We start from the raw sequence: 25,699 nt of genomic DNA on the forward strand, positions 1-25,699 counted from the left end.
TGGAGGAATCCCGGAGGACAGGCGCCTTGCTCACAGGCGTCCCGTGGCGTAGCGCACGGTGCGTTCCAGGAGGAAGCCGTCCTGGGGCAGCGACGCCTCCAGGGCGGCTCTCGCCTCGGCGCGCGACGACTCCGGGATGCTCTCCAGCGCGGCCCTGCGGGCGGCCGACCAGAGCCAGTCCCACACCTGCCCGGCCTGGATGGGCACCTCGAACACCACGTCCGCGCAGGCGGCGTCGCGCAGGCCGCCCGCCTCGAACAGCTCGATCATCTCCTCGGGGCCGCCCAGCTTGTGCGTGAACGGGGCGCTGCCCGCCCCCGTCGTGTACGGCTCAAGCGCCCGCGCCACCAGCCCGAGCAGCTCGGCCTCGGCCGGGCTCGACCGGACCAGCAGGCTGGCCGCCAGCCGCCCGCCCGGCTTCAGCAGCCCGGCCATGGACCGCACGGCGGCCAGCGGGTCGGGCAGGAAGTACAGCATCATCCCGGCCAGCACGACGTCGAACCGCTCCCCCGGCAGCAGCTCCTCGGCCTGCTCCGCGTCGCCGAGCAGCACGGTCGCCTGGCGCAGGCCCTGGCGTTCGACCTCGGCGGTGGCGGCGGCCACCATCCCGGGCGCGAGGTCCAGCCCGACGACCCGGCCGGTGGGGCCGACCGCGTGCGCGGCCGGCACGAGCGAGGCGCCGGTTCCGCAGCCGGCGTCGAGGACGTGGTCCCCTGGTCCTGGGGCGGCGCGCCGGACGAGCTCGGCGGCGACGGGTGCGAAGAAGGACACGCCGACGCGCTCGTACGTGCCGGCCGCGCGGTCGAACAGGCCGGCCATGTACTCCTTGGCGTTCATCAGATTTCCTCCACAGTCAGCTTGCGGACGCCGGGCGTCTGGGGGTGGACCGATGATCAGATGAGCTCGAAGCTGAGCCTGCCACGAAAGGCGGACAATCGCCACAAGCACCCCATTCGCCCCTCCGATTCGGTACGCGTACGGAGAGACGAGGCATCGCAAGAGAGTCGCGAGGAAGTCGTCGAAGAAGGGGCCAGGCGGGGGTCAGCCGCCCCAGCCCGGCACGGCCATCCTGACCGTGAGCGCGTGCTCGACCAGGTTGATCAGAGCGCTCTTGACCGAGTCCTTGGAGCGGGCGTCGAGCCGGACCAAGGGAATGTGCGGCGCCAGCGTCAGAGCGTCGCGCACCTCGCTGTCACTGTGGGGGTATTGGCCGTCCCATCCGTTCACGCCCACCACGAACGGGAGCTGCGCCTCTTCGAAATAGTCGATCGCGGGAAAACTGTCGGCGAGCCGGCGCGTGTCGACCAGCACGACCGCGCCGATGGCGCCCCGCACCAGGTCGTCCCACATGAACCAGAACCGGTGCTGCCCGGGCGTGCCGAACAGGTAGAGGATCAGGTCACGATCCAGGGAGACCCGGCCGAAGTCCATGGCGACGGTCGTGGTCGACTTCAGCGGCGTCATGCCCAGATCGTCGATCCCGGCGGAGGCATCGGTCATGACGGCCTCCGTGGTCAACGGCATGATCTCCGACACCGCGCCGACGAACGTCGTCTTGCCCACCCCGAAACCTCCCGCCACCACGATCTTCGTCGAGGTGAGCCCGGGGCTAGAGCCTGCGAAGTCCACTTAGCACCCTTTCGAGCAGATTTACGTCCGGCCGGCCGGCGTCCAGTTGCGGCTGATGCACGCGCACCAGACCCTCGGCGGCCATGTCAGCGATCAGCACCCGCACCACCCCGAGCGGGATCCGCAGCAGGGCCGACACCTCTGCCACGGACCGGACCTGCCGGCACAGTTGACTGATCGCCTGGTACTCCGGCGTGATGTGCGAGAACTCCCGGTGCTCGGCCGTGGCCGAGGACACCAGGGCCTCCATCGCCAGTTTGACCCGCGGCGCCGTCCGTCCACCTGTCACCGCGTAGGGACGGACGGGCGATGCGGGGTCGTGATTCAGCTGCGGCTGGGACTGGGGTTGAGGCGGAGGGGCCCAACCGCCGCTGTTCCATCGAGGGTCTGACACCTACATCACCTGGTCTGACTGGCACGCAGTTCGGCACGCACAGCCGGAGTCAGCACCTGACCGGCACGATCGACCATCAGCGTCATCTGATAGGCGACCAGACCCATGTCACAGTCGGGAGCCGCCAGCACCGCCAGGCACGAGCCGTCGCTGATCGACATGATCAGCATCAGCCCGCGCTGCATCTCCACGATCGTCTGATTGACCGCACCACCCTCGAACACCCGCGCCGCACCCTGCGTCAAAGACACCAATCCTGACGCGATGGCGGCCAGCTGATCGGCACGATCAGCCGGAAAACCCGCCGACGCCGCCAACGGCAGACCATCGGACGACACCACCACCGCGTGCGCTACCCCCGGCACCGTGCTGACGAAGTCCGTGATCAGCCAGTCGACACCGCGCGCCGCGTGGCTCAGGTCGTTCATAGGCCCTCCTCCCTTTCGTTGTTCTTCGGGCCAGAGGGGAACGCTTTGCCGTCGGTGATGTCATCGCGTGCCGCCCTGAAGCCTTGCTGGAAGCTGGATAGCCGGTTGCGGATCCGATCCGGTGACACCGACGGCATCGGTGTCACGCCCTTGGGTGAGGCCCCCGTGTCCGCCGATCCCGGGACCAGGTTGGCCTTGGGCACCCGTTTGGGCAGTCCCGCCGCCGTCGATCCGTCTCGTACCGGCTCCACTACCGCCTCCGCCGCGCTCCAGCCCGCGTCCGCCTTCGAGGAACCCCAGCTCGCGCCGTTCGTGTCCCGCCCGAACCAGGCGGACTCGACGGCGGCGAAGATCGGCAGGTAGTCGTCGCCGGCGGACGCGGGCGGTGCCGCCGGCATGGGGCCTGTGACGCCGGAGTCGGACTCGGGGAAGTCGAACCCCGGCCGCTGCGACGGGTTGGTGTCCTGGTTCCAGCCGCCGGGAGGCGCTTCGGGAACGGGTCGTTTGGGCAGGCCCCGGTCGCCGTTCCAGGCGGAGCCGCGGGGCGGCGTCCAGATGTCGCCGCCGTCGTGAGCGCTGCCGCGCGGTTCCTGGGACCAGGCCGACGGGTCGGGCTGCCAGGGCGGCGCCCCCCAGTTGCCGCCGCTGCCGCCGCCGTCCGGGTTGGACGGGAAGGACGGGTGTCCCGGCCCCATCTGGAACGTCGGTTGCGGCCAGTCGGTGGCCGGTGGCGCGGGATGCGGCCCCGAGTAGGGCTCGCCGCCGGGCGCTCCCGGTCCGGCCGGCCCGCCGCTCCCCGCGCCGGCGAAGGCCGTCGGCTGGTTGCCGGAGAACTGGGGCGGCTGGTTGCCGGAGAAGGACGGCATACCGGCGAAGTTGGGCGCCTGGGAGCCGAGCATGTTCTCGGGGATCAGCACCATCGCGGTCAGGCCGCCCGAGGCGTGCGGGCGCAGCTGCACCCGGATGCCGTGGCGGTGGGCCAGGCGGGCGACCACGAACAGGCCCATGCGGCGCGACACCGACACGTCCACGCTGGGCGCGTCCGTCAGCCGCTCGTTGGCCTGGACCAGCTCCTCCTGGGTCATGCCGATGCCGGAGTCGGTGATCGACAACATCACGCCGCCGCCGTCGATCCGGCTGCCGGAGACCGTCACCCTGGTCTCGCGCGGCGAGAACGACAGCGCGTTCTCCACCAGCTCGGCGAGCAGGTGGATGACGTCGTTGACCGCCTGCCCGGCGACCGACACGCCGTCCGGGACCTGGAGCACCACGCGCTCGTAGTTCTCCACCTCGGACAGCGACGCGCGGGCCACGTCGACCAGCTTCACCGGCTGGCTCCAGCGGCGCGGCGGGTCCTGGCCGGCGAGGACCAGCAGGTTCTCACTGTTACGCCGCATGCGGGTGGCCAGATGGTCCAGCTTGAACAGGTTGCCCAGCCGGTTCTCGTCCTGCTCGCCCTGCTCCAGACCGTCGATCAGGGTGATCTGCCGCTCCACCAGCGTCTGACTGCGGCGCGACAGGTTCACGAACATCGCGTTGACGTTGCTGCGCAACCGGGCCTCCTCGCCCGCCAGCCGCACCGCCTCACGGTGCACCTCGTCGAACGCCCGCGCCACCTCGCCGATCTCGTCGTGCGTGTCCACGCCGATCGGCAGCACGGGGCCGACCGTGCCGTCACCGCTGTCACGCAGGCCCTGGACGGTCTCCGGAAGTCGCTGCCCGGCGATGTCGAGTGCCTCCCTGCGCAGCCTGCGCAGCGGCCTGATGAGCGAGCGGGCGATGAGCGAGATGATCGCGATCACCACGATCAGCAGCAGCAGGATGAGCCCGCCGGAGATCATCGCCGACCGGTTGGCCCCCTCCACCAGGCCACGCGCGCGCAGGATGACGGAGGAGGACAGCTCCTTCTCCACGGCGCGCAGCGCGTCGATCTTGCCGGTGCTGACCTCGAACCAGGTGGCCACGTCCCGGTCCGGCCGCAGGCCGATGCTCAGCTCCTTGCCCTCGGCCGACTGGGCCATGGCGCGCAGCCGGAACAGGTCGGTCTGGTCGACGTCGCGGCCGACGACGGTGTTGCGGTAGAGCTCAAGCTGGTCGAGGTTCGACAGCGTGGCGAACAGCGTCTCCTCGCTCTCCTCACGCGACTTGGCGTCGGTGAGCGCGTCGAGCTCGCCGCTGTCGAAGCCCTTCTTGTCCAGCGCGCTGGCCAGGATGCCGCGCTGCTTGGACGCCTGTTCCTTGGCCCTGGCGATGGCGGCCATCGAGCTGGCGCTGTCGGCGACCTGGTCGTCCACCGCCACCTGGCCGACCTGGTCGTGGAACTGCAGCAGGGCCGCGATGATCTCGGAGTATTTCCTGATCATCGGCAGCGGCTGGATCTTGCCGTTGACGGCGGTCTCCCGCAGGGTCGGGATCTCCTCCAGGCGGCGCAGCACCGGCCGCACGGCCTCGCCGTGGGTGTCGCTGAGCGCGATCGCCCGCTGCTTGGCCTCCTCGATGAGGCCGTTCACCCCGCTGTAGGTCGTGCGGAGCTGGGCCTCGCGGTTGTCCGGCCGGCCCTGGGCGATGTAGAGAGCGGTCTCGTCGCGTTCGAAGGAGAGGTCGTGCGTGACGGCGCCGAGCTGCTGGCTGAGCTCGGCGACCTCTCTGAGGGTCTCGTACGTGTTGGCGTCGCTGAGGGAGGTGACGACGTTCAGCCCGCCCAGGCCCACGGCGACGGCGGTAGGTACGACGATCAGCGCGATCAGGCGCGACCGCACATGCCAGTTGCCCAATCCGAACCTCTTTGAAGAGGAAGTGGGTTTGGACAGCCTGCGCTTCTGATGGCCGTGCGACTCGCGGTCAGCGGAAGCTTCAGCGCTCTGCGTTCTCACTGCCTTCGCAACCTCTCGCCCGTGAGGGAATTCCCGGTTATTGCAGGTCTTGCGCGTGGGGCAATATGTGCATCGAGATAAGCGCCATTTGAGCACAGGGCTCGAACGGGGCCAACCACCCTTAATGCCCCGATGAGGTGTTCGTCCCTAAATGTCCGGAAAAAGCGGCGGAATCATACCAGCACGTTCTAGCTGGTGAAACAGGCAATGGGAGATCGTTCCACGAGCCGCCGCCTGACTCGCGGAAAAGATCGAATGACGGGCCTCACGAGCACCCGATGTCCCGCTGGTTACCTCCAATCCCAAACCGGACAAACATCAGGATTCTTGCGGGTCGTCAAATTTTCACGATATAGCGGTAAACAGACATTGCAACCACAAGTGTTATCTTCACGATAATGACCACACATTTGGTGCTACCGTCGATCCCTGTTGTGCGTCAGGCACACAGCCCCCGGGAGCAGAAGCCACCCGGTCCCCCCCTGGCTCCATCTGAAGGGAGTCCCTGACATGAGGCTTGGCCGTTCCGCCAGGGCCGCCATCATCGGGTTCGCTTTGACACTCGGCGCCGTGGCGTGCAGCACCGGCGGCGCATCCACCGCCAGCGCTCCGCCGTCGGCACCCGCCAACGGTGGCCTGGAGAAGACCCAGCTCAAGATCGCAACCCTGCCCGCCATCGACAGTGCCGCCCTCTACGTGGCCATCGACCAGGGGCTCTTCGAGAAGGAGGGACTGGAGGTCACCCCGCAGATCGTCCAGGCCGCGCCTGAGGCGATCCCCATGCTGGTCAAGGGCGAGATCGACGCGATGTTCGGGAACTACGTGTCGATGTTCGCCGCCCACGACAAGAACGCGCTGAAGCTGCGCATCCTGGCCGAGGGCTCTCGCGCAGCCCCCGACTCGCTCAGCATCATGGCGCTGCCCAACTCGCCCATCAAGACGCCGAAGGACCTGGAAGGCAAGACGATCAACGTCAACGTCCTGCACAACTTCCAGGAGTTGGCACTCACCCAGGTGCTCAAGGCCAACAACGTCGACCCGGCCACCATCAAGTACGTCCAGGTGACGTTCCAGAACATCATGCCGTCGTGGAAGGACGGCCAGATCGACGCCGCCTACCTGGGCGAGCCGATGGTCACCGCGGCCACGTCCAGCATGGGAGCGCGCAAGATCCTCGACCCCGCCTCGGGGCCGGCCGCCGAGTTCCCCATCTCGGGTTACGTCAGCACCCAGGACTGGTACGACGACAACCCGAAGGTGTCGGCCGCCTTCCAGCGGGCCATCCACAACGCGGCCAAGCTGATGGAGAACAACCGTGAGGTGGTGGCCAAGGTGCTGCCCACCTTCACCCAGATCGACGCCGGCACCGCCGCCACCGTGACCTTCCCCTACTTCTCCAGCAACGACAACCCGGTCCGCCTCCAGCGGGTGGCCGACTGGATGCTGGAAGCCAAGTGGCTGACCAAGCCGATCGAAGTCAAGTCCCTCATGTCGCCCACCACGTCGGGGTGAGCGCTCAGACCCTGTCCCGCGTCGGGCCCGGGGGCCCCCCCCCCCCCCCCGATTGACCGACCGGGGCTCTCGGTTTCGCCGCGCTGATCGAGCTGCTCAGCAGGACCGGGATCGCCGATCCCGCGTTCCTGCCGCCCGCCACGGAGATCCTGGGCCGGGCCGCCACGCTGCTCCTCGACGCGCAGTTCCACGCGCACGCCCTGACCAGCGCGCTGGCCTGGGCCATCGGGCTCGGCCTCGCGGCCGTGGTCGCGGTGCCGCTCGGCCTGCTGCTCGGCAGCGTGCCGATCATCGACGCCGCCACCCGCTCGGTCGTGGAGTTCCTGCGGCCGATCCCGTCCGTGGCGCTGATCCCGCTGGTGGCCCTGCTCATCGGCACGGGGCTGCAGCACCGCGTGGCGCTGGTCGTCTACGCCTCGCTCTGGCCCATCCTCTACAACACGATGTACGGCCTGCGCGGCGTCGACCCGCTGGCCAAGGAGTCGCTGCGCGCCTACGGCTTCGGCCCACCGGCCGTGCTGCTGCGCGTGTCGCTGCCCTCAGCGGCCCCCTTCATCGCCACCGGCGTCCGCCTGGCGGCGGGGGTGGCGCTCATCCTGACCGTCAGCACCGAGATCGTGGCCGGGCGGGGTGAGGGCATCGGCGTGTTCATCTTCTTCGCCGGGATCGCCGTGCCCGCGCGGATGGCCGACATCCTGGCCGGGGTGTTCTGGGTGGGAATGTTCGGCGTCCTGGTCAACGCGCTGCTGGTGGCCGCCGAGCGGCGGGCCTTCCGCTGGCACCACGCGCAGCGAGGAGAGCCGGGATGAAGGGCAGGGGCATGCGGACGGCCGTCTTCCGGCTGCTGGTCCTCGTCGGGCTCGTCGCGGTCTGGGAGGCGGGCACGCGGGCGGCCGGCGACCCGTTCTTCCCCCCGCCCAGCACGATCGTGGTGCGGATGTACGAGCTGTGGTTCTCCGGGCCGCCCACTACGTTGTTCCTGACCGAGGGGGCCGTCGCGGACGTCCTGCCCAGCCTGGGCCGGATGGCGCTCGGGTTCGCAGGGGGCGCGCTGGGCGGGGTCGTGCTCGGGCTGGCGGTGGGGCTGTCGGCGCGGGTCTACGACTACCTCGACGGCGTGCTGCAGTTCCTGCGCGCGATCCCGCCGCCCGCGCTGGTGACCGTCTTCCTCGTGCTGTTCGGTTTCGGGCTGCGGATGCAACTGGCGTTCATCCTGTTCAGCATCGTCTGGCCGGTGCTGCTCAACACCGCCGACGGGGCCCGCTCGGTGGAGCCGCTGCACCTGCAGACCTGCCAGGCGTTCCGGCTGTCGCGAGCCGAACGGTTGTTCCGGGTGATCCTGCCCTCGGCGCTGCCCAAGATGTTCGCCGGGCTGCGGCTGGCCCTGTCGCTCTCGCTCATCGTCATGGTCTTCTCCGAGCTGCTGCCCGGCACCACGAACGGGATCGGCTTCCAGCTCACCTTCGCCTACCAGAGCTTCGACCTGCCCGCCATGTGGGCCGGCATCGTGCTGCTCGGGGTGATCGGCTATCTGCTCAACGAGATGTTCCTGATCGTCGAACGCCGGGTGCTCGCCTGGCACCACGCCGCCCAGCGGCTGGTCGGATAGGGAGCGCCTATGAGGCTGTCACTCCCATGGCGATGCGGAACGTGCGAGAGTAAGATCACGCCCTGAATAGGTTTACCTGACTGACATGTCCAGCTTTACCCCCTCCGCTAGAGTCGTTGCGACTCCTCAAGAGTCACCGCGCTGTCCGCGGTCTCGCCCCTAGGACATCCATTGCTCGAGATAGACAACCTTTCCCATGTGTACGGCGGCGGCACCCCCAACGAGCACCACGCCATCGACGGGCTCAACCTGAGCGTCGCCGAGGGCGAACTGCTCTGCATCGTCGGTCCCTCGGGATGCGGGAAGTCGACGCTGCTGCGCTCCATCGCCGGTCTGATCACGCCGACGGGCGGCCAGGTCAAGGTCGAGGGCAATCTGGTGCGCCAGACGCCCGACAACCTGGCCGTCGTCTTCCAGGACTACAGCCGCTCGCTGTTCCCGTGGATGTCGGTCGCCGACAACGTGGCCCTGCCGCTGCGCCGCAAGAGCATGGACAAGCGCCGGCGCCGCGAGGCCGCCCAGGAGGCCCTGGAGTCGGTGGGCCTGGAGGCCGCGGGCCGCAAATACCCGTTCCAACTGTCGGGCGGCATGCAGCAGCGGGTGGCGATCGCCAGGGCGCTGGCCTACCGGCCGACGCTGATGCTGATGGACGAGCCGTTCGGCTCGGTGGACGCGCAGACCAGGGAGGACCTGGAGGACCTGGTGCTCAAGGTCCGCGGCCACCATCAGATGACGATCGTGCTCATCACGCACGACATCGACGAGAGCGTCTACGTGGGCGACCGCGTGGTGGTGCTGTCCAAGGCGCCCGCGCACGTCGTCGGCGACCTGAAGGTCGACCTGCCCGGGCCGCGCGACCAGATCACGACGCGCGAACACCCCGACTTCGTGCACCTGCGTGCCGAGGTGGGGCGGCTCGTCCGCGGCCACGCCACGGTCTAGACCGCTCCTTCCTTCCGCGTCCGGCGCCGGGCCTCCGTCGAGAGGCCCTCTCGCCGTGCCTCTCCGCCCAAGAGCGTTAAGCTGAAAAGGGTGGAGGATCTTTTAGCCGGCCGGGGATGCAGCTGGACCTTCGGCCCTGAATCGCTGACCATCACTCCGGGGCCGGGCAAGGCTCCGAAACTCCTGGCCGAGCTCGGCGAGCGCGTCGTGCCGTACACGGCCATCTCCGACGTCACGCTGACGCGGGGCAAGCGCGGCACCGTGGCGCTGCGGGCGATTCCCAGGTGGGGCGCCGATCCCGTGCTGGCGGCCGCGGCCGGGCAGCTCAAGGAGCGCGAGGACCCGTACCTGCTGGTGCTGCCCGAGGACAAGGAGACGCTCGCCGACTACTACGCGCAGGAGCTGCGCTCGGCCGTCACCGACCGGGGTCCTGCCGATCGTTTCCTCCTCGCCCCGCCTCCGACGCCCCGGGCCTTCAAGGCGTGGGACGGCGCCGCGGCCTTCGACGGCGAGATCGTCACCTTCACCTGGTTCTGGTCGGGAGCCTCGTCGGCCAAGTACGCCACAGGCGACCAGCGTTACCACCTGACCGAGCTGGAGGGCGTCGAGTGGCACGCCCCCGAGGGGGCCAGCGGGTCGCTGCGGCTCAAAGCGCGCGGGCGGCGGACGCCGCTCGATCCCAACAAGGATCCGGCCTCCGTCGTCTTCTCGCTCGGCTACGGCGCCACGCACCAGTCGTTGCCCTTCGCCGCCGCCGTGCTGGCCGCTCTCCCCTCCTCAGGCGAGTCCGGGACTCCTCAGGCGGACGAGGCGCCCAGGCCGCCAGAGACGCGTACGGCGGCGCCCCACTGGAGCGAAGTGACCGAGCTGATCGCCAGACTGGGCGAGCTGCGGGACAACGGGCTGCTGTCGGAGGAGGAGTTCCAGGCCAAGAAGACCGAGCTGCTGTCACGCCTCTGACCCGCCGGACGAGCGCGGGCGGGCTGGGTGAGTCGGGTGAGTTCGGGCGGGCGGGCCCTGGTGAGCCCGCCCGCGCCGAGCCGTTTACACCGGCGTGTGCATGTGGCGGGTCAGGGCGTGCTCCACCAGCGTGATCAGGGTGGATTTCACCGATTCGCGCTGCCGGGCGTCGAGCCGGACGATCGGGATGTGGCCGCCGATCGACAGCGCCTCCCTGAGCTCGTCCTCCTGGTGCGCGAACTGACCGTCCCAGCCGTTGATGCCGATGACGAAGGGCAGTTTCGCCTCTTCGAAGTAGTCGATGGCCGGGAAGCTGTCGGCCAGGCGGCGGGTGTCCACGAGGACGACCGCGCCGATGGCCCCGCGTACGAGGTCGTCCCACATGAACCAGAACCGGTGCTGTCCGGGCGTGCCGAACAGGTACAGGATCAGGTCACGGTCGAGCGAGACCCGGCCGAAGTCCATGGCGACGGTCGTGGTCGTCTTGTTCGGAGTGAGGGAGACGTCGTCCACGTGAGCGGAAGCGTCTGTCATGACCGCTTCCGTGGTGAGCGGCAGAATCTCCGAGACCGCCCCCACGAACGTCGTCTTCCCCACGCCGAAGCCCCCGGCCACGACGATCTTCGTCGAGGTTAGGCCGGGGCTAGAGCCTGCGAAGTCCACTGAGCACCCTTTCGAGCAAGTTGAGGTCCGGCTTTCCCGCGTCCAGCGCAGGCTGGTGCACGCGGATCAGGCCTTCCGACGCCATGTCGGCGATCAGCACCCGGACCACACCAAGAGGCTGGCGTAAAAGGGCGGAGATCTCGGCAACCGACCGGACGTTCCGGGTCAGCTGAATGATCGCCTGATACTCCGGACTTAGTAGGGAAATGTCTTGGTATTCAGACGTCATGGAGGATACGAGTGCCTCCATGGCGAACTTCATCCGCGGCGCGGTGCGCCCTCCGGTCACGGCATAGGGCCGCACCAGAGAACTCGGCTTCTGCGGACGGGGAGCCGCCGGATGCGGCGGAGTGCTATCACCAGCCCAACCCTGCTGACCTGACACCATATCTCCTGTCACCGCCCAAACTAGCGGGGGCGGGCCGCTTGCAGCTCAGCGCGTACGGCCGGGGTCAGCACCTGGCCGGCCCGCTCGACCAGCAGGGTCATCTGGTACGCGACCAGACCCATGTCACAGTCGGGAGCAGCCAGGACCGCCAAGCAGGAGCCATCGCTGATCGACATGATCATCAAGAGCCCGCGCTGCATCTCGATAACGGTCTGGGTCACCATACCGCCCTCGAAAACCCGCGCGGCGCCCTGGGTGAGACTGATCACACCGGAGGCGACCGCGGCGAGCTGGTCGGCCCGGTCCTTGGGAAAACCCTCGGAGAAGGCCAGCGGCAACCCGTCGGACGACACCACGACCGTGTGAGCGACGCCTGGCACGTTGTTCACGAAGTCCGTGATCAGCCAGCTTATACCGCGCGCTCCCTGGCTCATTTCTCTCATTTGTCCTCCTCATTCTCTTCTCCGCGGGTGAACGCCCGGCCTTGCCGGACACCCTGCTGGAAGCTGGAGAGCCGGCTGCGCAACCGCTCCGGGGAGATCTGGGGCGCCGGCGACGTGGCCTGGGGCTCGGCGAGACTGGCCGTGCCCGGCACCAGGTTGGCCTTGGGAACACGACGGGGCAGGCCCGACTGCGTCGTACCGGCCTGCTGCGGCTGGGCCGCGGCCTGCGCGGCCTGGAAGCCGGAGTCCGCGGGCGACGACCAGGTCGCCGCCGCGCCGGAGGCGCCGGGCGTGCGCTGCGGCAGCCCGGACCTGCTCAGCGTGTGCTGCGGCTGGTTCTGCGGGGGGTTCTGCTGCTGGGGGGCCGGCGGCGCCGCGGGCGGCGGCGGGTCGGCGGGGATGGCCGGGTGCACGGCCGTGATCTCCGGCTCGCTCTCCGGCTCCGGGTGGCGCAGCATGTCCGGCTCGGGCTGGCGCAGCACCTCGGGGTCCGGGCGGCGGAACCAGTCCGAGCCGACCGACGAGAAGATCGGCAGGAACTCCTCGCCCTGCTCCTCCATGGGAGAGTTGCGGACCGCGGGCAGCGGGCCCGTCATGTCCTGCGAGGAGTAGTCGCCGGGGCCGAAGCGGCTGTACTGCCCGTTGCCGTTCTGCTCGTACTGGTCCGCGGGCTTGGGCTCGTCGAACACGAACGGCGAGTGGTAGTTGTCGCCGAACACCGGCTTCGGCCGCTCCTCCGCCTCGAACAGCGACCTGCGCGGCGACGGGTCGCCGAACGACGTCCAGCGCGGCTCCTCCTGGGGCTGCTGCTGCGGCGGTTCGGTCGCGAAGGACGGCCAGCGCGGCTCGTCGTCCTGCATGGGCGGCGGCTGCTCGGCGAACGACGGCCACCGGTTCTCGGCGAACGGCTGCGGGTCGGCGGCCGGCGGGGCCTCCTCGGCGAACGAGGGCCAGCGCTGCTCGCCGAACGGCTGCGGCTGCTGCGGCACGGCCGGGGGCTCCTCGGAACCGAACGGCGGCCAGCGGTGCTCGTCGGCGGCCGGCTGCGGCTGCTCGTACGACGGCTGCTCGTACGACGGCTGCTCGTAGGAGGGCGGCTGCTCGTAGGAGGGCGGCTGCTCGCCGAAGGCGGCCGGCTGCTGCTCGCCGAACGAGGGCCAGTTGCCGCCACCGGGCACCGGCAGCGAGCCCGGCCACTGGGTGTCGACGACCTGGTCGGGAGCGTCGTCGAAGGAGGGGTGACCCTGCATGCCGTTCGGCGACTGGGGCCCGAACTGGCTCGGGTCGAACGTGGTGAACGCCTCGTACTGGCCGCCCTGCTGCGGCATGCCCGCCCCGTTGCTGATGAGCATGTCGGGCATCATCACGAGCGCGCTCAGGCCGCCGGTCTCGCGCATGCTCAGCTGGACGCGGACGCCGTGGCGCAGGGCCAGGCGGCCGACCACGAACAGGCCCATGCGCCGCGAGACGGAGACGTCGACGACGGGCGGGTTGGCCAGGCGCCAGTTGGCCTCGGCCAGCTCCTCCTGGCTCATGCCGATGCCGAGGTCGTTGATGGAGACCATCACGCCGCCCTCGACGGGCGTGCTGGTGACGGTGACCTTGCTCTCGCGCGGGGAGAAGGAGATGGCGTTCTCGATCAGCTCGGCGAGCAGGTGGACGGCGTCGGTGACGGCCGGGCCGACGATGAGGGTGCCGGACGGGATCTGGATCTGCACCCGTTCGTAGTTCTCGACCTCCGACAGCGAGGCGCGGGCGATGTCGACCAGCGGCACCGGCTCGCTCCACTTGCGCGCGGCCTCCTGGCCGGCGAGGACCAGGAGGTTCTCGCTGTTGCGGCGCATGCGGGTGGCCAGGTGGTCGAGGCGGAACAGGTTCGCGAGCCGGTTCTCGTCCTCCTCGCCCTGCTCCAGGCCCTCGATGAGCTGCAGCTGCCGTTCGACCAGCGTCTGGCTGCGGCGGGAGAGGTTGACGAACATGGCGTTGACGTTGGCGCGCAGCTTGGCCTCGTCGCCGGCCAGCCGGATCGCCTCGCGGTGGACCTCGTCGAACGCCCGGGCCACTTCCCCGATCTCGTCGCGGGTGTTGACGCCGACCGACGGCACCTCGGGAATGTTGGCGCCCTCGCCGGACTCGCGCAGCACGCGGACGGTGTCGGGCAGCCGGGTCGTGGCGACCTGGAGCGCCTCGGCGCGCAGGCGGCGCAGCGGCCGGACCAGCGAACCGGCCACGCGGGTGGTGATCACCAGGACGAGGAGCAGCAGGACGAGGATCAGCGCGCCGGAGATGATGGCGTTGCGCTGCTCGGTGTCGCTCAGCTCGCGGGTGCTGGCCACGATCTTGGTGGCCAGGCCGTTCTCGACCTTGCGCATCGCGTCGGTGGTGAAGTCGGTGCTCTTGTACCAGTTGTCGAGGTCGCGGACGAGGGTGGGCGTGGTGACGTCGAGTTCCCTGATCCGGTTGCTGTCGCTCACCTGCGCCAGCGCACGCTGGCGCATGGCGTCGGCGAGGTCGACGTCCTGGCCCCTGACCCCCTGCTGGTAGGCCTTGAGCTCCTCGGGGCCGGCCTCCTGCTCGAACGCGGCCAGCTCGGCCTGCTGCTTGTTCCACGAGCCGAGGAAGTCCGACCAGTCGGCGCGGTCGATCCTGCGCTGCACGAGGGTGACGATGAGGATGATCTGCTGCCGCGAGACCTCCTCCTTGACCTTCTGCAGCGAGTTGAGCGCGGCGACGTCACCCTGGAGGGCGTCGTCGCTGACGCCGTCGCCCAGGTCTCCCTGGATGGAGGAGAACACGTCGATCATCGTGCTGTACGTGCCGATGGAGGCGCGCGCGGGCACGTTGCCGACCATGGAGGCGCGAAGGCTGTTGAGACCGTCGAGCCAGCGGCGCATGTTCTGGACGCCCTCGCGCACGCGGACCGAGTGCGCGGCGTCGATGGCGGTGGAGGCGGACAGCACTTCCGTCTTGGCCTCGTCGGTGGCCTGCCGCTGCGTCTTCAGCTTGACGAAGCGCTGCCCCTTGCGGCGGTCGGCGACGTACCACGCGGTGAGCGTGCGCTCCTTGGCGAGTTCGTGGTTGAGCGCGCCGATGCGCTGGACCAGCTCCGCCACCTGGCTGAGCCGGCGGTATTCGGCGCTGGTGCCGATGGAGTTCGCCAGCTGGACGCCGGCGAGCAGCACGCCCACGACCGTGGGGATGAGGATGAGCGCGACCAGCCTCGACCGCACACGCCAGTTCGCCAGCCGGAACCGTCCGCCTGTGTACTCCCCTGACTTGGTGTGCCTGGGGTCTTTCGTCCTCACTGAGTCTCGCAACCTCTCGCCGGTACGTGCTCGAAGAAAATCAGACACGCGTGGGGCGCATGGGATTCTGTCCGGCTGGGTAATTGGAACACAACCCGTACCAGATCGGCCAACCGAACATATCCCACCACACATGCCCAAAGAGGCACTTTGGGCACCATAGCGCCTACACGTTTTCAGGCTGGCCGGAACGAATCCCGTTCGGCGGGCGCCGCGTGCTTCACCATCAGGTGCCGCGTCACCGAATACTCCTGCACCGCCTCCTGGCTCATGTCCTTGCCGAACCCGCTGCCCTTCACCCCGCCGTGCGGAGCCTCGCTGGCGATGGGCAGATGGTCGTTGACCCAGGTCACGCCCACGTCGAGCCGGTGCGAGACCCGCATCGCCCTGGCCACGTCACGCGACCAGACCGAAGAGGCCAAACCGTATCTAGTGTCGTTGGCCAGTCTCACCGCTTCGTCCTCGCCGTCGAACGGCAGAACCACCAGGACCGGTCCAAAGAGCTCACCCTGGACGATCTCGCTGGTCTGAGCGACGTCGGCCACCAAAGTGGGCGGGTAGAAAAAGCCGGGGCCCCCGATCGGGGAGCCGCCGTGCACCACGCGCCCGCCGGCCCGCGACACGAAGCCGTGCACCCGGTCCCGGTGCGCCGCGGAGATCAGCGGGCCGATGTCCGTCTTGGGGTCCCAGGGGTCGCCCACGGTGATGCCCGCCAGCCGCTCCCTGATCGCCTCCACGGCGTCGCCGTAGACGCTCCTGTCGACGTAGACGCGGGTGGCCGCGGTGCAGTCCTGCCCCGTGTTGTACGTCGCCCCCATGGCCACGCCGTGGGCCATCTCCGCCAGGTCGGCGTCCTCGAACACCAGCGCAGGCGCCTTGCCCCCGAGTTCGAGGTGGACCCGCTTGAGCGTGGCCGCCGCGCCGCTCATGACGGCCCTGCCGGTCTCGGTGGAGCCGGTGACGCTCACCATGTCCACGCCGGGGTCGGTGACCAGCGCCTGACCCACCTCCGCGTCGCCCGTGACGGCCCGTACGAGCCCGGCCGGGGCGCCCGCCTCGGCGAACAGCCCGGCCAGCCGCAGCGTCGTACGGGGCGTCTGGGGCGCCGGCTTGATGACCACGGCGTTGCCCGCCGCGACCGCGGGCCCGAGCTTCCAGACCGCCATCACGAACGGGAAGTTCCACGGCGCGATCGACCCCACCACCCCGACCGGGCGGCGCAGCATGACCGAGGTGTAGCCGGAGCTGAACACCCCGGCCCCCGTGCCCTCCAGCGAGCGGGCGGCCCCGGCGAAGAAGCGCAGGTTGTCGGCGGCGAAGGGCAGCTCGCCGTCGCGGAACACCGCGGCCGGCTTGCCCGTCTCCTCCACCTCCAGCCTGGTCAGCTCGTCGGCGTCGGCCTCCACCAGGTCGGCCAGCCGCAGCAGGACCCGCGCCCGCTCGCCAGGGGTGGCCTGCGACCACTCCTCGAACGCGGCGCGGGCCCCGCGGACGGCCGCCGCCACCTCCTCGACCGGCGTGTCCGGAATCTCGGCACAAGGAAGGCCGGTGGCGGGGTTGATCAATTCGCGCATCAGGAAGACTTCATCTCTCCGGGTCGGGCTACTTGCCGAGTTGCTCGATCAGGTCGGCGGCCTTGCGCAGGCCGTCGCGACGCCGGATCTCCTCGCCCGCGGCGGCGATCCTCGCCCGCAGGTCATCGTCGCCGATCAGGCGCTCGACCGCCCCCGTCAGCTCATCGTCGGTGAAGGTGTAGGTCGAGAGCCTGACACCATAGCCGAGCTCGTCGATCCGCTGCGCGTTGTCGTACTGGTCCCAGAAGAGCGGCAGCAGGATCATCGGCTTGCCGAAGTGCAGCGCCTCGGTGGTGGTGTTGTTGCCGCCGTGGGTGATGACCAGGTCGCACAGTGGGATGATCTTAGTCTGCGGAACGAACTCCGCACCCCACATGTTGTCGGCGAGCTTGATCTCCTCGTGCAGCGGACCCTTGGAGACGATGTACTGGTGCGGGGTGGTGGCCAGCACGTCGATCACGCGCTGCATCAGCTCCACGTCGGAGGAGCCCAGCGAGCCGAGCGAGAAGTAGACCAGGGAGCCCTCGCCGCGCTGGAACGGCAGCGTGAAGTCCTCCTCGGTCTCGCGGACGGAGGAGTCGAGACGGTGCCACGACGGGCCGAGCGGGCGGTCAGCGACGTAGTCGGCGATCTCCGGGTAGACGTAGAGGTTCAGGTCGCCCTCGTGGATGAAGTCCAGGTCGGGCAGGGGTGCGGTGCCCTGCTCGACGCACCACTCGTTGAAGGCGGTCCAGAGCTCGCGGTGGGTGCGGTCGTACTCGGCGCGGAAGTCGTCCCACTCGGAGCGGTCGGTGGCGGGCAGGCCGGAGAAGACCGGCGCGACGTTCTCGCCGCGCACCTCCAGCGGGTTGCAGGAGACGATGCGGACGAACTTGCGGCCCGCCGTGAGCAGCGCCGGGAACGTGATCACGTTGTCCTCGACGATCACGTCGGGGTTCACTCGCTCGATGATGGCCTTGAGCTGCGGCTCGCAATATTTCGCGCCCTCGACGAGCTCGGCCCAGATCGGCTTGGTGACCGTCTCGAGCTGCTCGCGCGTGCTCTTGCGGTACTCGGGCGCGGTCTCGCGGATGAAGTCCTTCCAGAACTGGCCGGCGTCCTGCTCCTCCTCGGCCGGCGGGGCCAGGTCGACCAGGTCCTCCTCGAAGCCGAGCGCTTCGAGCTTGCCCTTCCAGGACGCCTCGGCGGCGAAGACGACCCGGTGACCGCGCCGGCGAAGGATGTCGCCGATGCCGATGCAGTTGTTGGTCGGTCCGTACGCGCTTTCCGGCATGAACAGGAACGTGAGAGACATCGAGACTCCGGGAGAACTCGTCATTTTGAAGGTGAATTCAAAAATGGATCTGGCGTGAGGGTCGAGTTACGTGCACTATGGTCACGGCTAACTGAACATCATGCGAAGAGTGAGGGTGGTGAGGGTGGCGCAGCGTAAGAGCCGCAGCGATCGGCGCATCGACTTGATCGAGGCCGCGCGCAGGGCCATCATCCGCCACGGCATAGACGGTGTACAGCTCTCGCACGTCGCCGAGGAGGCTGGCCTGACCTCGGGCGCCGTGCTCTACCACTACCCCGACCTCAGCGAGCTGCTGGTCGAGGCGCAGCACGCGGGCATGGAGCGCTTCTACGAGCAACGCCTGCGTCAGCTCGCCACGCTCACCGACCCCGTCGAGAAGCTGGTGGTCACGATCAGGTCGGGGCTGCCGACCGGCTCGCTCGACCCCGACGTGCGCCTGCTCAACGAGCTCGGCGGCGCCGCGGGCCGCAACCGGGTCTACGGCGTGCTGCTCACCTCTCTCTACGACCGTCAGGTGTCGATGTACCAGGCGATCCTGGACACGGGTGCGGCGCTCGGCGTGTTCCGGCTGAGCGCCGACTCGCTGACGATCGCGCGCAACCTCGTGGCCCTGGAGGACGCCTACGGCTACCGCATCACGGCCAGGCATCCGGTGATCGGTCCCGACGAGGCGAACGAGCTGATCCTGTCCTACGCCCGCGCGGCCACGGGCAACGACCTGGCTCACTGACCGGCCGCCATGACGACCGCGTCCCCGGCGTCCCAGCGCACCTTGACCTTGGCGCCCGCGCTCACCGTGGCGGCGCCCTGGACGGCGGCGAGGACCGGCTTGGCCCGGCCTGGGACGTCCACGGAGACGTGTGAGACGCCGCCGTAGAAGCTGACGTCGAGGACGCTGCCGGCAAGGCCCCTGGCCGCGTTCTCGTCGGCCAGCTCGATGCTCTCCGGCCGGACGGCCAGCAGCGCCGCCGCGCCCGGCTCCAGCTCCGTCAGCGGCGTGCCTGCCAGGGTGCCGAACGTCTCGCTCTCGATCCCGCCGGGCCCTGCCACGCCGGGGAAGAGGTTGTTGGCGCCGACGAAGTCGGCCACGAAGGGCGAGCGTGGGCGCTCGTACAGGGCGATCGGCTCGTCCACCTGGCAGACCCTGCCGTTGTCGAAGACGGCGATGCGGTCGGCCAGCGACATGGCCTCCTCCTGGTCGTGCGTGACGACCACGAACGTGATGCCCACCTCGTGCTGCAGGCGCTTGAGCTCCAGCTGCATGTCCGCGCGGACCTTCTTGTCCAGGGCCGACAGCGGCTCGTCGAGCAGCAGCAGCCGGGGCCGCTTGACGATGGAACGCGCCAGCGCGACGCGCTGGCGCTGGCCGCCGGAGAGCTGGGCGGGCTTGCGGGAGGCGTGCGCGGACAGGCCGACCGTCTCCAGCACCTCGCCGACGCGCCGCCTGACCTCCTGCCGGGGCAGCCGCTCGCGCTCCAGGCCGTAGGCCACGTTCTTGGCCACGGTCATGTGCGGGAACAGCGCGTACGACTGGAACATGAGGCTGATCGGCCGCCGGTTCGGCTGCAGGGACAGCAGGTCGTCGCCGTCGAGCGTCACGGCGCCCGCGTCCGGCGTCTCGAAGCCGGCGATGATGCGCAGCAGCGTGGTCTTGCCGCAGCCGGAGGGGCCGAGCAGGGCGAAGAACTCCCCCTGGCCGATCTCCAGTGACACACCGTCGAGCGCGGTGACGTTCCCGAACCTGCGGGAGACACCGTCAATCTTGAGCACGAGACTCCCCGATCTTGGTCAGTCGCTGCCCGGCGATCACCGCCGTGAAGCTCACGAGCAGCAGGATCGCGGCCAGGGCGTTGATCTTCGGGGTGACCCCGAAACGGATCATTGAGTAGATGACGATCGGCAGCGTCGGCTCGGCGTTGCCGATCGTGAAGAAGGCGATGACGAACTCGTCCAGCGACAGCGTGAACGCCAGCAGCGCCCCGGCCACGATCCCCGGCGCGAGCTGCGGCAGCGTGATCCTGATGAACGTCACCACCGGCCCGGCGCCCAGGTCGCGCGAAGCCTCCTCCAGCGAGGTGTCCGCGCCCGACAGCCGGGTCCGGACCACCGCCGCCACGAACGCCATCGCGAACACGCCGTGGGCCAGGATCACCGAGTACAGGCCGAGCGTGAGCTGGATCATCCCGTAGAAGACCAGCAGCCCGATGGCCAGCACCAGGTCGGGCAGCACGGCGGGCATCAGCGAGACCGCGTCGAGCAGCTTGGACCTGGTGTACCTGGCCAGGCCGACGGCCAGCAGCGTGCCGAGCACCGTGGCGATCACGGTCGACCCGACGGCCACGATCAGCGTGTTGACCACGCCGTTCATGATCCGTTCGTCGCCGGCCAGCTCGCCGTACCACTTGAGGCTGAAGCCCTCGTAGGTGTACGCGGACTCGCCGGCGTTGAACGACATGACGACGAGCACGACGATCGGCGCGTAGAGGAAGACGTACGTGGCCCAGAAGGGGACGTACAGGAGCCTGGATCTACGCACGGCGCGCCACCCACGCCTGCGCGACGAGCAGCACGAGCAGCACCGCGATGAGCGCCAGCGCCAGCGTCGAGCCGAACGGCCAGTCGCGCGCCGACAGGAACTGCTGCCTGATCAGGTTGCCCACCATCAGCGACTTGCTGCCCCCGAGCAGCTCGGGGATGACGAAGTTGCCGAAGCTGGGCACGAACACGAACAGGCTCCCGGTCAGCACGCCCGGCACCGTGAGCGGCAGCGTGACCTTCCTGAAGGTGGTCAGGCCGGAGGCGCCCAGGTTGGCCGAGGCCTCCCTGAGCTGCGGGTCGAGCTTCTCGATCGCGGCGAACAGCGGCAGCACCATCAGCGGCAGGTACGAGTACACCAGCCCCGCCACGATCGCGCCCTCGTTGTAGAGCAGTTCGAGCGGCTCGATCCCGAACACCTTCAGCCCGCTGTTGACCAGCCCGGGCCCGCTCAGCAGGATGATCCAGGCGTAGACGCGGATGATGAAGTTCGTCCAGAACGGCAGCACGATCGCGACCAGCGCGATCGTCTTCCACTTCCGCGGAAGCTGGGCGATCAGGTACGCCGTCGGATAGCCGACCAGGAGCGCGATCACGGTGGTTGTCGCCGCGATCGTCAGCGACTCGATGACCACGTTCAGGTAGAGCGGGTCGATCAGCCGTTCGAAGTTCTCGGCCGTGAACTCGTAGACCACCCCGCCGAAGCGCCCGCGCTGGAAGACCGTGTAGCTCAGCACCAGCGCCAGCGGCACCAGCAGCAGCACGACCAGGTACGTCAGCCCTGGCGTCAGGAACACGAACGCGCCCAGCCGGCGCCCTCTCGAACGGGACACCGGCCGGGCATTGACCTCTGACTTCACTACAACGACAACTACTTCGCCGAAACGTCGGCCGACAGGCGGGTGTACTTGGTCGAGGCGGCGCCCAGGTCGATGATCGACTCACCGTCCAGCAGCTGGGACGGCGGGATGTCGAGCAGCGAGCCCTTGGCGATCTTCACCTTCTCCATGGCCGCCTTGTTGGGGACCTTGTAGTTGATGTTCTCGGCCGCCCAGCTGTGGATCGCGGGGTCGAGGATGTAGTTGATCAGGGCGTGCGCGGCCTCCTTGTTCTTGGAGGACTTCATGATCACCATGGTGTCCACCCAGAGGTCGCTGCCCTCCTTCGGCACCGCGAACGCGATGTTGCCCTTGGGGTCGGTGGTCGGGCACCAGCCGTCCCACGCCTCGACCATCACGGCCTCGCCGCTGACCAGCTTGTCACCGAACGTGGTGTCGTCGTAGGTGAGCAGGTGGGGCTTCTGGGCCATGAGCAGCTCGCGGGCCTTGGCGATCTCCTCGTCCTTGTCGGTGTTGACCGAGTAGCCGAGCGACTTGAGCGCGGGCAGCGCCAGCCAGCGCTCGGTGGTCATCATCGTGACCTTCTTCTCGGCCCAGGCCGGGGGCTTGAGGAGATCGTTCCAACTGGCCGGCTTGCTCTTCACCAGGTCGGTGCGGTAGCAGATGCCGGTGGTGCCCCAGGTGTAGGGGACGGAGTACTTGTTGCCCTTGTCGTAGGAGAGCTGGGTGGCCTCGGGGTAGAGGTTGGCCAGGTTGGGGATCAGCTCGGGGTGGATCGGCTCCAGCAGGCCCTGGGCGTTGAGCGCCTGGGCGTACTGGCCGGACACGAAGGCCACGTCGATGCCGCTGTCGCCCTGGGCGGTGAGCTTGTTCATCGCCTCTTCGTTGGTGGCGTGCAGCGCGACCTTCATGTCCTGGACCTTGAGCTTCTCCTTCACCCGCTGGGGCAGCTCCTTGGGCGTGTAACCGTCCCATACGGTGATCTGCAGGGACTGCTTCGACAGGTCCGCGTCGGGCTTGAGCTGGTCGGCCGCCGCTACCGTCGTGCCATCTGAGCTTGACGACGACTCACCGCCGCACGCCGCGACGGCAAGCGCGAGACCGGCCACCGCGACGGCGGCCGGGAGACGACGGGTGAACCGGGTACGGGACACGGCCGCTACTCCTTCTGCAATTTGTATGGGAAGAGGGGTCGCGCGACCTTACCGGACACAGCCGACCAGACCAGGAGTGTTGCAGCAGAAATCAACATGGGCAAGACTTTTGATGACATTGCTACCTGGAAGTTTGGTCTACCAGTTGAATTGGGATTCAATACGCCATCGCTTGATCTCTCTCGGTGAGAAGCCACTCACCGCCCGAGATCGCGGGCTCACCGCCGCGCTCCTTCTGCGGCTGGAGGGGGAGGTGCCGCCGCCGTTCGCCGTGCGGCGCTTCCTCCCGCTCCCCAGCCTCTCGTACGGTCTTGAAGATCTCCACACTGGGGCCCCAGGTGAGCGTGATTTCGGTGACCATGTGGACCAGACGAACTACTCGGTGGTGGTGGACGAGCGGATCGTGGTGAAGTGGCTGACGCCTCCCGCGCCGCTGCCCCACCCGACGCCGGAGCTCCTCGCGCACCTCGTTGAGGCGGGATTCAACGACACGGCTCCCCCTTACGCGGCTCTGACAGGTGTGGTGGACGGACGCGAGCACCTGCTGGCGTTGGTGACCGGCTATCTGCCCGAGGCCAGGGACGGCTGGGAGTGGTGCGTGGACGAGGCGGAGCACGGTCGGACCGGCTTCGCCACCGAGCTCGGCCGGCTCGCGGCCGGCCTGCACCTCGCCCTGTCCACTCTCCCCGCCCTGTCCGATGGGGAGGCCAAGGGGGAGGATCTTGCCGCCAGGGCTGAGAGCGCGCTGACCGAAGCGCTCGCCCTGACCGCTGGCGCTGACGGCGCGTGGCTGGCCGCCAGGGCCGGCGCCATGAGACGGGAGCTGGCCGCGCTGGAGCGGGCCCCCGCCGGCTCCCCGCTGATCAGGATCCACGGCGACCTGCACGTGGGCCAGATCCTGCGCTGGCGCGACGGGTACGCGGTGATCGACTTCGACGGCAACCCGACCGTCGCCGACGCCGCGCCGTACCAGCCGGCCGCCAGGGACGTGGCCCAGCTGACCACGAGCCTCGACCACGTGGCGCAGGTGGCGATCAAGAGAAGGTCCACGCCGCCCGCCCGCGCCGCCGCCTGGGCGGAGCGGGCCCGCGCCACCCTGCTCACCGCCTACCGGCGCCGGCTGGCCGAGGAGGGCAGGGCAGACTTGCTCGACGAGAGCCTGATCCGCCCGTTCGAGGTGGAGCAGGAGTGCCGCGAGCTGATCTACGCCGCCCGGCACCTTCCCCGATGGCGCTACGCCCCGATGGGCGTCCTGCGCACCTGGTACCCCGAGGAGAACACCGCGTGAACGCCGAGCTCTACCTGTCCGACCTGGAGTCCAAGCCGGAGGCGCTGACGGCGCTGGCCGGCCGGCTGCGCGCCGAGGACCCGTTCGCGGGCCTGCCGGCGGGCATCGACCGGGTGCTGTTCCTCGGCATGGGCAGCTCACGCTACGGCGCCGGCGTCGCCGCGCTGCGGCTTCGCGCCGCCGGCGTGTTCGCCCATGCCGAGTACTCCTCCGCCGCGGCGAGCCTGCCACCGGCCGAGGGCACCCTGGTCGTGCCCATCTCGGCCACGGGCTCCAGCAGGGAGACCCTCGACGCCGTCGTCGCGTACGCGGGCGGCCAGGCCCGCCTGGCCGCGTTCACCAACTCCCCCGGCTCGCCCCTCGCCGCCGCCGCGGACCTGGTGGTCGACCTGCACGCCGGGGAGGAGCGCGGCGGCGTCGCCTGCCGCACGTTCCAGCACACGCTGGCCCTGCTGCTGGCGCTGGAGTCCAGGCTCACCGGCCGTGACCGCGACCTGCCCGCCCTGCTCGAACGGGCGGCGCAGGCGTCGGCCGACCTGCTGGAGCGCAGGGACGAGTGGCTGCCCCTGACCATGGAGCTGCTGGACGGCCCGCACGGCGTCTACACGATCGCCCCGGCCGAGCGGCTGTCGTCGGCGGAGCAGTCGGCGCTGATGTTCCGCGAGGGCCCGCGCCGCCCCGCCGACGCCTGCGAGAGCGGCGACTGGTCGCACGTGGACGTCTACCTCACCAAGACGCTCGACTACCGCGCCCTGCTCTTCCCCGGCTCCCGTTACGACGGGCAGGCCATGGACTGGGTGCGCGAGCGCGGGTCCACGGTGATCGCCGTCGGCGGCGAGGTGAAGGACGCCGCGGCGGCGATCAGGTACGTCCACGACGACGACCCGGACGTCGCCCTGCTCACGGAGACGCTGGTGGCCGAACTGGTGGCCGCCTACTGGTGGTCGGCCCAATAGACCCGGCCCTGCAGGCCCGTTTCGGCGGCCTGGCCGGGCCGCTCAACCGGTGCGTACGGTCAGCGCGTGTTCGACCAGCGTGATCAGCGTCTGCTTGACCGCCGGCCGGACCCGCGCGTCCGTGCGCACGATCGGCACGTGGGCCGAGAGCGTGAGCGCCTCCCGCACCTCGCTCTCGATGTGCGGGAACTCTCCGTTCCAGCCGTTGAGCCCGATGACGAACGGGATCCCGGAGTTCTCGAAGTAGTCGACCGCGGCGAAGCTGTCGGCCAGCCGCCGCGAGTCGACCAGCACCACGGCCCCGATGGCCCCGCGGACGAGGTCGTCCCACATGAACCAGAACCGGTGCTGGCCAGGGGTGCCGAAGAGATAGAGGATCAGGTCCTGGTCGAGCGAGAGCCGCCCGAAGTCCATGGCCACGGTCGTGGTGGTCTTGCCCGGAGTGTGCCCGAGGTCGTCGATGCCCTCCGACGCGTCCGTCATGACCGCCTCCGTCGTGAGCGGCATGATCTCGGACACGGAGCCCACGAACGTGGTCTTGCCCACGCCGAACCCGCCGGCCACGACGATCTTCGTGGAAGTGAGCCGGCTAGAGCCTGCGAAGTCCACTTAATACCCTTTCGAGCAGGCCCCTGTCGGGCAAACCTGCCTCTAGCTGCGGCTGGTACACCTTGACCAGCCCATCCGCCTCCATGTCGGCGACGAGCACCCGAGCCACTCCGAGGGGCACGCTGAGCAGCGCGGAGATCTCCGCCACGGACCGCACCTGCCGGCACAGCTCACTGATCGCGCGATATTCGCGCGTGTAGGTCGTGCCGAGCTGCGCCGAGGTGGCCGACGATACCAGTGCCTCCATGGCCAGCGCCGTGCGCGGAGCGGTCCGGCCTCCGGTCACGGCGTACATCCGGACGAG

At 69.2% G+C, this 25,699-nt stretch carries 26 protein-coding genes; 8 read left to right on the forward strand and 18 right to left on the reverse strand.

Annotated features, from left to right (window positions below):
* Window positions 1-30: 30 nt before the first annotated feature.
* The 5 genes from ABFX54_RS13560 to ABFX54_RS13580 form a co-directional block, all read right to left on the reverse strand.
* Window positions 31-837: a class I SAM-dependent methyltransferase gene (locus ABFX54_RS13560; RefSeq protein ID WP_346104695.1), complete on the reverse strand. Its 807-nt coding sequence runs from the start codon at window positions 835-837 to the stop codon at window positions 31-33.
* A 204-nt stretch (window positions 838-1,041) separates the two neighbouring features.
* Window positions 1,042-1,629, reverse strand: coding sequence for a GTP-binding protein (locus ABFX54_RS13565; protein ID WP_346104696.1), 588 nt, complete (start codon window positions 1,627-1,629; stop codon window positions 1,042-1,044).
* Window positions 1,610-1,957 carry a DUF742 domain-containing protein gene (locus tag ABFX54_RS13570; protein WP_346104825.1) on the reverse strand — a complete coding sequence of 116 codons (348 nt, stop codon included), beginning with the start codon at window positions 1,955-1,957 and terminating at the stop codon, window positions 1,610-1,612. The genes ABFX54_RS13565 and ABFX54_RS13570 overlap by 20 nt, the downstream gene beginning before the upstream one ends.
* A gap of 71 nt (window positions 1,958-2,028) precedes the next feature.
* Complete coding sequence (locus ABFX54_RS13575; RefSeq protein WP_080042345.1) at window positions 2,029-2,451, reverse strand: roadblock/LC7 domain-containing protein; 423 nt, start codon at window positions 2,449-2,451, stop codon at window positions 2,029-2,031.
* Window positions 2,448-5,225: a sensor histidine kinase gene (locus tag ABFX54_RS13580; protein ID WP_346104698.1), complete on the reverse strand. Its 2,778-nt coding sequence runs from the start codon at window positions 5,223-5,225 to the stop codon at window positions 2,448-2,450. The genes ABFX54_RS13575 and ABFX54_RS13580 overlap by 4 nt, the downstream gene beginning before the upstream one ends.
* A 609-nt stretch (window positions 5,226-5,834) precedes the next feature.
* Between ABFX54_RS13580 and ABFX54_RS13585 the strand changes: the two genes are divergently transcribed.
* The 5 genes from ABFX54_RS13585 to ABFX54_RS13605 all read left to right on the forward strand — a co-directional run bounded on the left by ABFX54_RS13585 (window position 5,835) and on the right by ABFX54_RS13605 (window position 10,347).
* The gene (locus ABFX54_RS13585) at window positions 5,835-6,836 is read left to right on the forward strand and encodes an ABC transporter substrate-binding protein (RefSeq protein WP_346104700.1); all 1,002 of its coding nucleotides are present in this window, start codon (window positions 5,835-5,837) and stop codon (window positions 6,834-6,836) included.
* Window positions 6,837-7,081: 245 nt separating this feature from the next.
* Complete coding sequence (locus ABFX54_RS13590; RefSeq protein ID WP_346104701.1) at window positions 7,082-7,645, forward strand: ABC transporter permease; 564 nt, start codon at window positions 7,082-7,084, stop codon at window positions 7,643-7,645.
* Window positions 7,642-8,445 (forward strand): ABC transporter permease, encoded by an 804-nt coding sequence (locus tag ABFX54_RS13595; RefSeq protein WP_346104702.1) that lies wholly within the window; start codon window positions 7,642-7,644, stop codon window positions 8,443-8,445. The genes ABFX54_RS13590 and ABFX54_RS13595 overlap by 4 nt, the downstream gene beginning before the upstream one ends.
* A gap of 171 nt (window positions 8,446-8,616) precedes the next feature.
* Complete coding sequence (locus ABFX54_RS13600; protein WP_346104704.1) at window positions 8,617-9,387, forward strand: ABC transporter ATP-binding protein; 771 nt, start codon at window positions 8,617-8,619, stop codon at window positions 9,385-9,387.
* Between the two features lie 90 nt (window positions 9,388-9,477).
* Entirely contained in the window at window positions 9,478-10,347 is an 870-nt protein-coding gene (locus tag ABFX54_RS13605; RefSeq protein ID WP_346104705.1) for a DUF4429 domain-containing protein, read from the forward strand.
* Between the two features lie 84 nt (window positions 10,348-10,431).
* Here the strand turns inward: ABFX54_RS13605 and ABFX54_RS13610 are convergent, their stop codons facing one another.
* The 6 genes from ABFX54_RS13610 to ABFX54_RS13635 all read right to left on the reverse strand — a co-directional run bounded on the left by ABFX54_RS13610 (window position 10,432) and on the right by ABFX54_RS13635 (window position 18,014).
* Window positions 10,432-11,010, reverse strand: coding sequence for a GTP-binding protein (locus tag ABFX54_RS13610; RefSeq protein WP_106248363.1), 579 nt, complete (start codon window positions 11,008-11,010; stop codon window positions 10,432-10,434).
* Entirely contained in the window at window positions 10,991-11,398 is a 408-nt protein-coding gene (locus tag ABFX54_RS13615) for a DUF742 domain-containing protein (protein ID WP_346104707.1), read from the reverse strand. The genes ABFX54_RS13610 and ABFX54_RS13615 overlap by 20 nt, the downstream gene beginning before the upstream one ends.
* A 20-nt stretch (window positions 11,399-11,418) precedes the next feature.
* A complete protein-coding gene (locus ABFX54_RS13620; RefSeq protein WP_090935862.1) occupies window positions 11,419-11,841 on the reverse strand; it encodes a roadblock/LC7 domain-containing protein in 423 nt (140 codons plus the stop codon).
* A complete protein-coding gene (locus ABFX54_RS13625) occupies window positions 11,838-15,146 on the reverse strand; it encodes a sensor histidine kinase (RefSeq protein ID WP_346104709.1) in 3,309 nt (1,102 codons plus the stop codon). The genes ABFX54_RS13620 and ABFX54_RS13625 overlap by 4 nt, the downstream gene beginning before the upstream one ends.
* A 176-nt stretch (window positions 15,147-15,322) precedes the next feature.
* Entirely contained in the window at window positions 15,323-16,720 is a 1,398-nt protein-coding gene (locus tag ABFX54_RS13630) for an aminobutyraldehyde dehydrogenase (protein ID WP_346104710.1), read from the reverse strand.
* 28 nt (window positions 16,721-16,748) lie between these two features.
* Window positions 16,749-18,014 (reverse strand): glycosyltransferase, encoded by a 1,266-nt coding sequence (locus ABFX54_RS13635; RefSeq protein ID WP_346104711.1) that lies wholly within the window; start codon window positions 18,012-18,014, stop codon window positions 16,749-16,751.
* A gap of 124 nt (window positions 18,015-18,138) precedes the next feature.
* On the opposite strand from ABFX54_RS13635, the gene ABFX54_RS13640 reads away from it, so the two are divergent.
* Window positions 18,139-18,744 (forward strand): TetR/AcrR family transcriptional regulator, encoded by a 606-nt coding sequence (locus ABFX54_RS13640; protein WP_346104712.1) that lies wholly within the window; start codon window positions 18,139-18,141, stop codon window positions 18,742-18,744.
* On the opposite strand, the gene ABFX54_RS13645 is transcribed toward ABFX54_RS13640, so the two are convergent.
* The 5 genes from ABFX54_RS13645 to ABFX54_RS13665 all read right to left on the reverse strand — a co-directional run bounded on the left by ABFX54_RS13645 (window position 18,738) and on the right by ABFX54_RS13665 (window position 22,903).
* Window positions 18,738-19,784 carry an ABC transporter ATP-binding protein gene (locus tag ABFX54_RS13645; protein WP_346104714.1) on the reverse strand — a complete coding sequence of 349 codons (1,047 nt, stop codon included), beginning with the start codon at window positions 19,782-19,784 and terminating at the stop codon, window positions 18,738-18,740. The genes ABFX54_RS13640 and ABFX54_RS13645 overlap by 7 nt on opposite strands.
* Window positions 19,771-20,550: an ABC transporter permease gene (locus tag ABFX54_RS13650; protein ID WP_346104715.1), complete on the reverse strand. Its 780-nt coding sequence runs from the start codon at window positions 20,548-20,550 to the stop codon at window positions 19,771-19,773. The genes ABFX54_RS13645 and ABFX54_RS13650 overlap by 14 nt, the downstream gene beginning before the upstream one ends.
* Window positions 20,543-21,382 carry an ABC transporter permease gene (locus tag ABFX54_RS13655; protein ID WP_346104717.1) on the reverse strand — a complete coding sequence of 280 codons (840 nt, stop codon included), beginning with the start codon at window positions 21,380-21,382 and terminating at the stop codon, window positions 20,543-20,545. Before ABFX54_RS13655 ends, ABFX54_RS13650 begins: the two co-directional genes overlap by 8 nt.
* Window positions 21,383-21,420: 38 nt before the next feature.
* On the reverse strand, window positions 21,421-22,542 hold the full coding sequence (locus tag ABFX54_RS13660) for a polyamine ABC transporter substrate-binding protein (RefSeq protein ID WP_346104718.1): 1,122 nt from the start codon (window positions 22,540-22,542) through the stop codon (window positions 21,421-21,423).
* A gap of 157 nt (window positions 22,543-22,699) precedes the next feature.
* Entirely contained in the window at window positions 22,700-22,903 is a 204-nt protein-coding gene (locus ABFX54_RS13665) for a hypothetical protein (RefSeq protein ID WP_346104719.1), read from the reverse strand.
* Between ABFX54_RS13665 and ABFX54_RS13670 the strand changes: the two genes are divergently transcribed.
* Entirely contained in the window at window positions 22,904-23,830 is a 927-nt protein-coding gene (locus ABFX54_RS13670) for a hypothetical protein (RefSeq protein WP_346104721.1), read from the forward strand.
* On the forward strand, window positions 23,827-24,786 hold the full coding sequence (locus tag ABFX54_RS13675; protein ID WP_346104723.1) for an SIS domain-containing protein: 960 nt from the start codon (window positions 23,827-23,829) through the stop codon (window positions 24,784-24,786). The genes ABFX54_RS13670 and ABFX54_RS13675 overlap by 4 nt, the downstream gene beginning before the upstream one ends.
* 42 nt (window positions 24,787-24,828) lie before the next feature.
* Here the strand turns inward: ABFX54_RS13675 and ABFX54_RS13680 are convergent, their stop codons facing one another.
* On the reverse strand, window positions 24,829-25,395 hold the full coding sequence (locus ABFX54_RS13680; RefSeq protein WP_346104724.1) for a GTP-binding protein: 567 nt from the start codon (window positions 25,393-25,395) through the stop codon (window positions 24,829-24,831).
* Complete coding sequence (locus ABFX54_RS13685; RefSeq protein ID WP_245956310.1) at window positions 25,376-25,690, reverse strand: DUF742 domain-containing protein; 315 nt, start codon at window positions 25,688-25,690, stop codon at window positions 25,376-25,378. The genes ABFX54_RS13680 and ABFX54_RS13685 overlap by 20 nt, the downstream gene beginning before the upstream one ends.
* Between the last annotated feature and the right edge of the window lie 9 nt (window positions 25,691-25,699).

Source organism: Nonomuraea maheshkhaliensis, assembly GCF_039529435.1.
Lineage (GTDB): Bacteria > Actinomycetota > Actinomycetes > Streptosporangiales > Streptosporangiaceae > Nonomuraea > Nonomuraea maheshkhaliensis.